This is a genomic window from Sphingobium sp. AP50 (assembly GCF_900109095.1).
In the GTDB taxonomy this organism is placed as follows: Bacteria; Pseudomonadota; Alphaproteobacteria; order Sphingomonadales; family Sphingomonadaceae; genus Sphingobium.
Map to the genome: position 1 here is coordinate 1 of NZ_FNYZ01000033.1, position 11140 is coordinate 11140.

Consider the following 11140-nt stretch of genomic DNA (forward strand, 5'->3'; position numbering starts at 1 on the left):
TGGCGGGGCGGCGGTGTTCCTGTCCTCCAGCGCCGCAAACTATATCCATGGCCATGTTCTGGCGGTCGATGGCGGGTGGCTCGCGCGGTGAAGTGAATGCGGGGAGCCCGGAGCGGCCGGTCAATCACGTGCCGCCCAGGGCTCCTACTTTCGCAGGAGCACGAAGGGACAAGAGGAGGGCGCAACCTCCCGCGACACACAGCAACAGGAGAGGTTCCATGCCCACTATCGACCGAAGGACGTTGATCAGTACCGGGCTGGCGATGGCTTCTTCTCCGGCCTGGGCGGCGCGGGGCGATCCGGTCGTGACGACCGGCAACGGGCGCATCCGGGGGACTCGCGAAGGCGGGCTGTATGTGTTTCGCGGGGTCCGCTATGGGCAGGATACGGCGCTTCGGCGTTTCCGCGCGCCTGTATCACCGGACCCCTGGCGTGACATACAGTCTGCGACCCGTTTTGCGCCGTCCTGTCCGCAAAAGGGGAAGCAGGCGGCGACCAGCGAGGATTGTCTGTTCCTTAATATCTGGACGCCGGGGCTGGAGCCGGCGGCCCGGCGGCCGGTCATGCTCTATATCCATGGAGGGGCCTATTCCAATGGCAGCGTGGTCGATCCGCTGAACGATGGACGACATCTGGCGGCGCGTGATGTGGTGGTGGTGACGGTCAACCACCGGCTGAATGCGCTGGGCTATCTCTATCTGGCGCGGCTCGATCCGCGCTTTGCCGATAGTGGCAATGCAGGGCAACTGGACCTGATCCTGGCGCTGCGCTGGGTGCGGGACAATATTGCGGCCTTCGGGGGCGATCCCGCCAATATCCTGGTCTTCGGCCAGTCGGGCGGCGGCGCCAAGATCGCGACGATGATGGCGATGCCCGCCGCCAAAGGGCTGTTCCATCGCGCCGTTACGATGAGCGGGCAGCAGGTGACGGCGAGCGGGCCGATCAATGCGTCGCGCCGCACGGCCGCCTATCTGGCGAAGCTGGGCGTGTCGTCCGACCATCTCGATCCGTTGCTGACCATGCCGGTCGAGCGGCTGATCGAGGGGCTGGAGGCGGACGATCCGATCTTGGGCGGCGGGCTTTACATGGGGCCGGTGCTGGACATGAGATGGCTGGAGCGGCACCCCTTCTGGCCCGATGCCGCGCCGCAGGGCAATGCGATCCCGATGATGCTGGGCAATACACGGGACGAGACGCGGGCCTTCATCGACCCCGACGGGCCGCTGATCCTGGGGCTGGACTGGCGCAATCTGCCGGCGCGGATGGCGGGGGAGTTGCGGATGGACCTGTCACCCGAATGGATCGTCGCCCAATATCGGGCGCACTATCCCGCCTGGTCGGCCGAGCGCATCTTCTATGCCGCGACGACGGCCGGGCGCAGTTGGCCGGGGCAGGTGATCGAGGCGGAGGCGCGGGCACGGGCGGAGGCGCCGACCTGGGTCTATCAGGTCGATTTCCAGTCCCCGACCCAGCCGCGCCGTGGCGCGCCGCATAGCATGGACATTGCGCTGGCTTTCGGCACGCTGGATGCGCCGGGCCCCTTCACCGGAACCGGCGCGGACGCGCGGGCGGCTTCGGCGGCGATGATGGATCGCTTCCTGGCCTTTGCGCGCCGGGGCGATCCGGGCTGGGCGCAATATCGGCTGGACCGGCGGGCGACGATGATCTTCGACATTGAGAGCGCCGTGGCGGACGATCCGCGCGGGTGGGAGCGGGAATTATTCGCCCGCGTTCCCTATATCCAGCCGGGTAGCTGAATAGGAAATCGCGCGCTTAACTTCGCACATTTCCCGTGGATTCTGAAATTTCAGAACAGATGTTGGAAATATTATTACTAGTCCAGACAGGGCGATGATGATCCTGTGCAACATGGTTCAAAGAGCCAGCGCGATCATAGCTATATGGCATCGAGTAGGATAGGGCGAGGGGGAAGGTTTGGCTTCCAAGGCGAACAAGGCGCCTGTTCGTCGTGCATGGGCCGGTTGCGGACTGTCTTGTTCGGAGCGACGCCACCGCAAAAGCAGCATCTCTGTCGCGACGGCTGTCGATCAAGTCTCGCCATTCCTCTGTGGTGGCGCGAACGTCCGGATTTGACAGGAGTTGCCGATCGAACGTCATAAAATTGTTGGTCGGCAGCATAAGGCTGACCCTCAGTAACGGGCTGTCGTATTTATCGCTGGAAACGTGACCGCGAAGTTGGCTAACGATCTGTCTTCATTTGGGGGAAGCGATGAAGGCTCGGGTAATTGCTGCGCTCTGTGGAGTGTCGGTCCTCGTGGCTGCGTGTTCGCAATCGCCGGAGGCGGTAGCTGACGGTAATTCGTCAGCGGGCGATGAGTCTGACGGCATCTTCAAGGGAGCAGTTGGCAAAGTCGCTCAGACCTGTGAGGGCAGCGGGATCGTCACCAACGATGAGTTCTCGGTGAACGGCTCCGTCGATCTGCGTTCCAAGCCTAGCGAAAGCTCTAAAAAGATCGTCAACGAGAAAGCCAGCAGCATTCTTCACACGACCGAATACCAGCAGGTCGATTACAGCGAGCGTTTGAAGGAGGTTTGTCGCCAAAAGGACTGGTCGAAAATCCAAGTGCTAGAACCGGATTGGCTGACCGATGTGACCGGGTGGGTCCCCGTTAAAGCTCTACGGGCCATTCAGCGTGATAGCACGGGCAAGCGGACTTATGTCGAGGCCGACTTCTCATGGGATAGGGACAGCGATGCGTTCAAGCCCAAGCTCGTCGCGGCGGTGAACCGGATCGTGCGCGAGAATGCTCGCTGTCCAACTGTTGATCCCGGCACGCTCAGCAAGAGCGGCCCCCGAAGCAAACCGGGTAAGCCTGTTTTCTATGTCACCTGTCAAGGTGAGCAGCCTTTCAATGTCTGGTTCGAGCCGTCCGATGCGGCCGACAAGGGGAAGAGCTTCTCGGCGATGCGAAACGTCGATCGTGGCGGTGCTGTGCAACTGTGTGAGCAGGCGGCCAAGGAAGCGGCAAACAACCCTCAGACGGTCAGTTTCAGCAAATTCATGGATCTCGCCTTTGTGCCATATGCGAACGGCAACACGCGCATCATCAGCAGCTTCACGGCGAAGAACACCTTCGGTGTCGAGAGCAAATTCCGCATCGAGTGCTTCTTTGAGGGTAGTACCATGACCGAGCGGAACATCGAGGAAGGTCGCCGCTAATTTAAAGTCCGCTCTCAGGCGCGGGAAAGTCTAAGCTTCACGGCGACAAGGCGGATAGCGGCCGGGGAACGCCCTTCAGCGGCGAATCTGGCTGACACTCCACGGTTCAGCACGCGGTGGTGCATCGGCATGGCCGTTACAGGGCCAGATGTTCCGGCCAGCCATGGGCCGGCTGCCGCCTATCCTGCGTTTACTCCTTCACCGGATAGGCAATGATCAGCGCCAATGGCTCCGGCCCCGTCTGCCTGATACCTACGACGGCGCCGTCGTATAGATAGGCGGTCATGCCGGCGGTGAGGCTGCGGGTTTCGCTGTCGGAGGTGACGTCGCCGGTGCCGGAGAGGACGTGATAGACCTCATCATGGGCGATGGGGTGCAGGCCGATGGCGGCGCCGACATGCAGGATGCGCTTGCGGAACTCCATGCGGCGCGGCTGGGGTACGGCGTCGCTGATGCGATAGGCGGTGCTCATGCCGATCGCGCCATGGGGTGGGGGCTCTTCGCGCATCACGCTCTGTTCGTCGATCACCGCCATGGGTGGCGCGGCGGACGCGGCGGCCAGAAGGAGGAAGGCGTGGATCATGGGCGCGTCCCGCTTTCACCCTGCCGCATCATCTTGTCGCGATCAGACAGATGTTCGGCGATTTCCGCTTTCTGGCCGGGGTAGCGGCCCGATTGCGGTTCCATCGTATCGAGATTCCAGTCACCCTCGACAAAAGGCGCACGGGTCTGGGCCATTTTCGGATAGCCGCCGACCTGTTTTTCATCGTCGATGATTTCGCCGCGTCCCTCTGCCACGAAGAAGAGGACGCGCAGATCGTCCGCATCGCGGTCCCAGGGGCGGGCGCCAGCGCGGGCCAGCACATGGGTTTCCACGTCACGCGCGGGCAAGACCTGCGTACCGGGCCACCACACGGGCGGGGCGGGTAGATCGTTCAGCTTTGCGCGGGTTTCGCCATAGCGGCCGAACATAGGCAGCGGCTGGCCGAACTTGTCGACGGCGATATTGTCCTTGCCATGATAGTCGAGGTCGCCATCGCCGCCCAGCGTGAGGAAGGGCAGGCCGATGGCGGTCGACACACCGCCGCGCAGGACATTGCCGACGGCGGAAATTTTGCCGGTCTGATAGGGATGATCGCCCCATTCCAGCGCCATCAGATTATAATGGACCGCGCGTTCGCCCGGATCATAGAGGATATTGTTAACCAGTTCGACCTGGCCACCGCCCTTCACCAGCGGGTTGCGCTCCATATTATGGGCATAGATGTTCCGCCAGATCAGGATCTGGCTGGCATTGTCGTGGATCAGCGTGCCCTTGCTATGCTCGCCCTTGGGATGGGAGGCGTTGGCCAGCCCCTCCGCCGCGAGATTATAGGAGAAGGTGATGGCGTGGCTGGTATTCTGCCGCCACTCGTCGGGCGTCTTGCCTTCGAAGCGCGGGCCGGAGGCGGACATATTCTCGTCGATCGCCCAGGTGAAGCTGCAATGATCGATCACGACATGATGGGCGGCGACGGTGGAAAGGGCATCGGCCTCCCAGCCGCTGAGTTTTGGCTGGCCGTCGACCCCGGTGCGGATGCGGATATGGCGCATCACCACGTCATGGGTGGCGATGTCGACGCCGGTCTTGATGAGGGTGATGCCGGGCGAGGGCGCGGTCTGGCCGGCGATGGTGACATAGGGTTCGCTGATCTTGAGCGTTTCGCGCCCCATGTCGATGATGCCGCCGACTTCGAACACGATGATGCGGGGGCCTTTGGCCTCCAGCGCCGCCTTGAAGCTGCCGGGGCCGTCCGGGGCGAGGGTGGTGACGCGGAGGATGCGGCCGCCACGTCCGCCCGGTGTGGTCGCGGCCCAGCCGACGGCGCCGGGGAAGGCGAGGGTGCTGGTCGCCTGTTCCTTCGCGGGCGGGGCGGCGATGGCGGGAAGGGGCAGGCTGATGGCGGTCAGGCCGAGCAACATAAGGGCGGCCAGCGGCAGCCGGTGCGGCAGGGGGGGCTTCATGGCGATCAACTCTCCTCTTTGCCCATTCTTGACATTGGGACGGATCGGCTGCAACTATTTTTGACACCGGTGTCCATTCCTCGCCCTTTGGACTGGGCCGGAAACTGCCCATCCCGATATGGAAGGGGGAGGGCAGATGGCCGGTCGGCGTCTGCACGCGCCGACCGGCCCTTCTTTGTCAGGAGAGAGCCATGAAGGTCGATCGCCGCAGCCTTATGATCGGCGGAGGGCTGGCGCTGGGGGCGGCCGGGCGCGGTCTGGCGCAGGCCAGGGCGGATGCGGTGGCGAGCGGAATGGCCGGGAGCGTTCAGCCGGACCTGATGATCGATCTGTGGCCGGGCGGTGCACCCGGCATGCCCGCCATTGCGCCTGCCGAGACGGTGCGGGAGCGCAGCAGCGATCCGGCTATTACCGACCGTGCCCTGCTGCATATCACCCGGCCGCGACTGGCGGTTTTCCGGGCGCGAAACCCCAATGGCGGGGCGATGCTGGTGATGCCGGGTGGCGGCTATAGCTGGGTGGTGATCGACAAGGAGGGCTATGAGATCGGCCCCTGGCTGGCGGAGCGCGGCGTCAGCGTTTTCGTGCTTTTCTATCGTTTGCCGGGGATGGCTGGGCGGCGGGGGCGGACGTGGCCCTGTCCGACGCGCAGCGGGCGATGCGGCTGATCCGGCATCGGGCGGCGAATTTCGGGGTCGATCCGGCGCGGGTCGGGGCGATGGGCTTTTCGGCAGGCGGGCATGTGTGCGCCGACCTGGCGACGCGATTCGCGGTGCCGACCTATGCGCCGGTCGATGTGGCGGATCGGCTGGTGGCCCGGCCGTTTCTGGCGGCGCCGATCTATCCGGTGGTGTCGATGTATCGTCCGGACGCACATGAAGGGTCGCGGCGCAATCTGATCGGCGAGTCGCCCGATGTGGCGGCGGAGCGACGGCATTCGCCGCAGGAGCAAGTGACGCCGGCCTGTCCGCCCTGTTTTCTGGTCCATGCCGAGGATGATGCTGTGGTGCCGGTGGAGAACAGCCTGTTGCTGCGGCGCGCCTGGCGGGCGCAGGGGCTGGCAGTGGACACGCATCTGTTCATGCAGGGCGGCCATGGTTTCGGTTTGCAGCGCGCGGTGGGGAAACCGGTGGCGGTCTGGCCGACTCTTTTTGCCGAATGGGCGGTTAAACAGGGCTTGATGCAGGCGTGAGGCATCAAGAAAATTTCTGTTAAATCAAATTAATAGCTGAAATCGCGGCGTCGGGGTCGATCGGATTGCATCAGGGCATATTGACAGCTTTTCGCGTTGCGCGCATTTATGACACCGGTTTCCAAGAAGGCGACAAGGGATCGGCACAAGCCGACGTCGCTGCTGCGGGAGGGGATGTGATCTGCACCCTTTCCTCGAGAAATACTGGCCCGGTCGGTTCGGATCGGCCGGGGAAAAGTGGGATGGGAGAGGAAAGCTGATGATCGGAAAGGGCAATATCCATCGGGGCGACCGGCGCTGGCTGGCGGGGGCATCCTTTGCGGCGCTGGTGCTGGCGATGCCGGCCGGGGCATGGGCGCAGGACAGCGCGCCGCAGGTAGCGCAGGACGCTGCGCCGGAAGGCGAGGTCGCCGATATCGTCGTCACCGGTTTCCGCCAGTCGCTGGGCGCGGCGATCAACCTGAAGCGCCAGACGGTGGGGTCGGTGGACGCGATCGTCGCCGAAGACATCGCCAAATTCCCCGACCAGAATCTGGCGGAATCCCTGCAACGCATTCCCGGCATCTCGATCCAGCGCGACGGCGGCGAAGGGCGCGCGATCACGGTGCGTGGTCTGGGCGCGCAGTTTACGCGCGTCCGGGTCAACGGGCTGGAGACGGTGGCGACGTCGACCGACGGCGCCAGCTCCAACCGCGACCGCGCGTTCGACTTCAATGTCTTCGCGTCGGAACTGTTCAGTTCGCTGGTGGTGCACAAGACCGCGGAGGCTTCGCTCGATGAAGGGTCGCTGGGCGCGGTGGTGGACCTGAACACCGGCAATCCGCTGGCGGGGAAGAGCGGCTTTACCTTCGTCGGCTCGGCGACCGGTTCCTATAACGACCTCAGCAAGAAATGGGGGCCGCGTCTGGCGGGGCTGATGTCGTGGAAGTCGGAGGACGGGCAATGGGGCGTGGCGCTCTCCGCCGCCTATTCGAAGCTCGATACCAAGCAGATGGGCAACAACACTGTGCGCTGGTCGCAGGCGCGGTTCGACAGCGTCGATGGCGTGCCCTGCTTCACCGCGCCCAATAGCGGCGGTTCCTATGTAGCGAGCGATGCCTGCAATGAGGCGGCGCTGGCCTTCCACCCGCGCATTCCGCGCTATGGCGAGATCGCGCAGGAACGCGAGCGGCTGGGCGTGACCGGGTCGATCCAGTGGGCGCCGTCCGATGCGACCAAGGTGTCGATCGACGGCCTCTTCTCTCGCTTCCGCGAAACGCGCGAGGAGAAATGGGGTGAGGTACTGCTGCGCTCCAACGAACGGTCGATCGACGTCGTCAACCCGACCTATGACGACAAGGGCAATATGGTGTCGGCGAGGCTGAACGATGCCTGGGTTCGCACCGAACATTATCTGCGCAAGTCACAGACCAAATTCTATCAGCTGGGCGCGACCTGGGATCAGGATGTCAGCGACAGCCTGCGCTTCACCCTGCTGGGCGGCTTTTCCAAGTCAGATGCGTCGATCCCGGTTGAAACGACTTTGGTGTTCGATGATCGCGATGCGCAGGGTTATAGCTATGACTATAGCAATTCGCGGAGGCCCGTGCTGACATTCGGCACCAGCGTCACCGATCCGGCCAATTTCCAGCTGGCGGAAATCCGCGACCGGCCTTCGTCCACCGTCAACAAATTCCGCACCGCCCAGTTGCGCACCGAATGGGATGTGACTGACGGTTTCACGGTCAAGGTTGGCGGGGTCTATCGCCGCTTCTCCTTCGATACCGAGGGCTTTACCCGCGATACGGTGGTGTGTGGCAATGGTGGTGTGGACCGGGTGCTGGGCACGGTGAATTGTTCGCCCACCAGCGCCTTTGGCCCGACCGCCATCTATGGCCTGCCGGTGACGTCCGATCTGGCGCAGCTGTTTACGCTCAAGGGCGCGGGTGCGCCGGCAGGAACGACGACGCAATGGCTGGTGCCCAATCTGGCGACCGGCACCGACTATACCAACCTGTATGAGCGGGCGCTGGCGGTGGATGCCGGCAATACCCGCGGCGTGGTGGAGAAGACCACCGGCGGCTATATCCAGTTCGACGCCAAGGGCGAGATTTTCGGGCTGGAATATGCGGCCAATGCGGGCATCCGCTATGTGAAGACGGACCAGAGTTCGCGCGGCCTGAACAATGGCGCGATGGTCAGCGTGTCGCGATCCTATGAGGACTGGCTACCCGCCGCGAACATCGCCTTCTTCCCGCACAAGGACATTATCGTGCGCGCGTCGGTGGCCGATGTGATGACGCGCCCCAGCCTTGGCAATCTCACGCCGGGCGGGTCGGTCGACGGGTTCAACTATCGCATCAGCTTCGGTAATCCCTTCCTCGATCCGTTCCGGGCGACGGCCTATGATCTGGCGGTGGAATGGTATTTCGCGCCGCAATCGGTCTTCTCCGTCGCGGCGTTCAAGAAGGATGTGCAGAGTTTCCCAATCAGCCAGACGATCACGGGCACTTTCGCATCGACGGGCCTTCCGCTGTCGGTGATCCCGCCCAGTTCGCCCGCCGCGATCCAGCCCGAGCGGCCCGAAGGCTGGGCGATCAACACGATCGTCAACGGCAGCGGCGCCAGCCTGAAGGGGATCGAGCTTGCGGTGCAGGCGCCGTTCACCTTCCTGCCCGGCTTCCTGTCGCATTTCGGCGGAATTCTGAACGCGACCTTCGTGGACTCCAGCGCCAGCTACACTGTCTCCGGCCCGGCCGTGGTGCCCGGCGGTGGCAATATCGCTTCGGTGCGCAACGCCACTTTGTTCGGGCTGTCGAAGCGGGCGTTCAACGGCACGCTTTATTATGAGGATGAGAAATTCTCGGCGCGCGTGTCGGCCAGTTATCGCAGCGGCTATATCGATCAGAATAGCGGCACCGGCAATGTGTTCGAAGGCTATAACAGCACGGTCAATGTCGATGCATCGGTACGCTACAAGCTGACCGACTGGATCGAATTGTCGCTGGAAGGGATCAACCTGACCGACGAATATCGCGATCGCTACACCGATCTCGATGCCGACCGGAATTATGAATATCTGCACTTCGGGCGCACTTTGCAGATCGGCGCACGCTTCAAGCTCTAAAGCGCCTGGCCGGATCGCGTCTGCACGTGCGATCCGGCTATTTTACGGTTTCGATATAGGAGAGCATATGACGATCAGCCGCCGCGACGCCCTGACGGGAACATTGGCTGGCGGCGCGATCGCGCTGGGCGGCGGGCCTGCGGCACTGGCTGCGCCCGCTGGGCCGACGGGCTGGAAACGTGGGCTCGACAATCAGCGGGTCGCCGATCTGGGCGATGGACGTTTCCTCAATCCGCTGCTGGCGGGCGACCGGCCCGATCCCGCGATCCTGAAGGACGGGGCGGATTATTATCTGACCTTTTCCAGTTTCGACAGCTATCCCGGCATCACCATCTGGCACAGCCGCGACCTCATCAACTGGCAGCCGCGCAAGGCGGCGCTCACCAAGAATATCGGATCGGTCTGGGCGGTCAGTCTGGAAAAGCATGAGGGCCGCTATTTCCTCTATATTCCGGTGAAGGCCGAGCCGAACAGCATCTTCGTCAGCCATGCCGACAGCATCGACGGGCCGTGGAGCGATCCGATCGACCTGAAGCTGCACGATCATATCGACCCCTGCCATGCGGTGGGGGAGGATGGCAGCCGCTGGCTGTTCCTGTCGGGCGGGGACCGTATCCGCCTGTCGGACGACGGGCTATCGACGGTCGGCGCAGTCGAGCATGTCTATGATCCCTGGCGTTACCCCGACACATGGGATGTGGAGGGGTTTTCCCCCGAAGGGCCGAAAATCCATCGCCATGGCGGCTGGTTCTACATGTTGACGGCGGTGGGCGGGACGGCCGGGCCGCCGACGGGGCATATGGTGATTGCGGCGCGATCCCGCTCCATTCATGGGCCGTGGGAGCAGCATCCGGGCAACCCGCTTGTGCGCACGACCAGCCTAGATGAACGCTGGTGGTCGCGGGGGCATGCCAGTCTGGTCGAGGCGCCGGATAAAAGCTGGTGGGCCGTTTATCATGGCTATGAAAATGGGCTGTGGACGCTGGGGCGGCAGACGTTGCTCGATCCGGTGGAGTGGACGGCGGACGGCTGGTTCCGCATGACGGGCGGCGACCTGTCGCAGCCCTTGCCCAAGCCGCGCGGCGGGCAGGCGCTGCCGCATGGCATGGCGCTGAGCGATGATTTCCGCGAATTGAAGCTGGGCGCGAAATGGAATTTCTTCCGACCCGCGCCTGACGAGGCGAGCCGGGCGCGGGTTGCCGATGGCGCGCTGATGCTGAAGGGGCGGGGCAAGGCGCCGGTGGATTCATCGCCGCTGCTGCTGATTGCGGGCGACCCGTCTTACGAGTTTCAGTGCGACATAGAGATTGCGCCGGGCGGGACGGCGGGGCTGATCCTCTTCTATGACGACAAGCTCTATTGCGGGCTGGGTTTTGACGAGACGCGGTTCGTTACCCATCAATATGGGATGGAGCGGGGCCGGCCAGCCAATAGCTATGGCCGGCGGCTGACGATGAAGGTGACGAACCATCATCATATCATCGCCTATCATCTGTCGGGCGATGGCGGGCGGACATGGCAGCGGTTTGACCGGGGCATGGAAGTGTCCGGCTATCACCATAATGTGCGCGGTGGATTTCTGATGCTGCGCCCCGGTCTTTACGCCGCCGGGCCGGGCGAGGCGCGGTTCCGCAATTTCCGGTTCCGCGCGCTGTAG

The 11140-nt window shown here is 63.5% G+C and carries 8 protein-coding genes and 1 pseudogene; 7 read left to right on the forward strand and 2 right to left on the reverse strand.

Going from position 1 to position 11140, the window contains the following annotated elements; all coding sequences use genetic code 11:
• The 3 genes and pseudogenes from BMY84_RS30705 to BMY84_RS27205 form a co-directional block, all read left to right on the forward strand.
• Positions 1-91: pseudogene (locus BMY84_RS30705) on the forward strand (2-deoxy-D-gluconate 3-dehydrogenase); the annotation flags it as partial.
• Between the two features lie 127 nt (positions 92-218).
• A complete protein-coding gene (locus BMY84_RS27200) occupies positions 219-1757 on the forward strand; it encodes a carboxylesterase/lipase family protein (RefSeq protein WP_093088166.1) in 1539 nt (512 codons plus the stop codon).
• Positions 1758-2230: 473 nt separating this feature from the next.
• Positions 2231-3181, forward strand: a complete 951-nt coding sequence (locus BMY84_RS27205) for an SH3 domain-containing protein (RefSeq protein WP_093088168.1) — start codon at positions 2231-2233, stop codon at positions 3179-3181.
• Between the two features lie 190 nt (positions 3182-3371).
• On the opposite strand, the gene BMY84_RS27210 is transcribed toward BMY84_RS27205, so the two are convergent.
• Positions 3372-3764: a cupin domain-containing protein gene (locus tag BMY84_RS27210; protein ID WP_093088169.1), complete on the reverse strand. Its 393-nt coding sequence runs from the start codon at positions 3762-3764 to the stop codon at positions 3372-3374.
• Positions 3761-5185 (reverse strand): pectate lyase family protein, encoded by a 1425-nt coding sequence (locus tag BMY84_RS27215; protein ID WP_093088202.1) that lies wholly within the window; start codon positions 5183-5185, stop codon positions 3761-3763. The genes BMY84_RS27210 and BMY84_RS27215 overlap by 4 nt, the downstream gene beginning before the upstream one ends.
• A gap of 191 nt (positions 5186-5376) precedes the next feature.
• Here BMY84_RS27215 and BMY84_RS30945 point away from each other — a divergent pair, with 191 nt between their 5' ends.
• The 4 genes from BMY84_RS30945 (at position 5377) to BMY84_RS27230 (ending at position 11140) form a co-directional block, all read left to right on the forward strand.
• Positions 5377-5853, forward strand: coding sequence for a hypothetical protein (locus tag BMY84_RS30945; RefSeq protein WP_371262457.1), 477 nt, complete (start codon positions 5377-5379; stop codon positions 5851-5853).
• The gene (locus tag BMY84_RS30950; protein ID WP_371262458.1) at positions 5817-6377 is read left to right on the forward strand and encodes an alpha/beta hydrolase; all 561 of its coding nucleotides are present in this window, start codon (positions 5817-5819) and stop codon (positions 6375-6377) included. The genes BMY84_RS30945 and BMY84_RS30950 overlap by 37 nt, the downstream gene beginning before the upstream one ends.
• Positions 6378-6636: 259 nt before the next feature.
• Positions 6637-9483 carry a TonB-dependent receptor gene (locus tag BMY84_RS27225; RefSeq protein WP_093088171.1) on the forward strand — a complete coding sequence of 949 codons (2847 nt, stop codon included), beginning with the start codon at positions 6637-6639 and terminating at the stop codon, positions 9481-9483.
• A gap of 67 nt (positions 9484-9550) precedes the next feature.
• On the forward strand, positions 9551-11140 hold the full coding sequence (locus BMY84_RS27230) for a family 43 glycosylhydrolase (protein WP_093088172.1): 1590 nt from the start codon (positions 9551-9553) through the stop codon (positions 11138-11140).

Bases quoted from the DNA above. Each gene is read 5' to 3' on its own strand.
- BMY84_RS30945 (WP_371262457.1), top strand. From the start codon at position 5,377: ATGAAGGTCGATCGCCGCAGCCTTATGATCGGCGGAGGGCTGGCGCTG.
- BMY84_RS27205 (WP_093088168.1), top strand. From the start codon at position 2,231: ATGAAGGCTCGGGTAATTGCTGCGCTCTGTGGAGTGTCGGTCCTCGTG.
- BMY84_RS27200 (WP_093088166.1), top strand. From the start codon at position 219: ATGCCCACTATCGACCGAAGGACGTTGATCAGTACCGGGCTGGCGATG.
- BMY84_RS27210 (WP_093088169.1), bottom strand. From the start codon at position 3,764: ATGATCCACGCCTTCCTCCTTCTGGCCGCCGCGTCCGCCGCGCCACCC.
- BMY84_RS27215 (WP_093088202.1), bottom strand. From the start codon at position 5,185: ATGAAGCCCCCCCTGCCGCACCGGCTGCCGCTGGCCGCCCTTATGTTG.
- BMY84_RS27225 (WP_093088171.1), top strand. From the start codon at position 6,637: ATGATCGGAAAGGGCAATATCCATCGGGGCGACCGGCGCTGGCTGGCG.
- BMY84_RS27230 (WP_093088172.1), top strand. From the start codon at position 9,551: ATGACGATCAGCCGCCGCGACGCCCTGACGGGAACATTGGCTGGCGGC.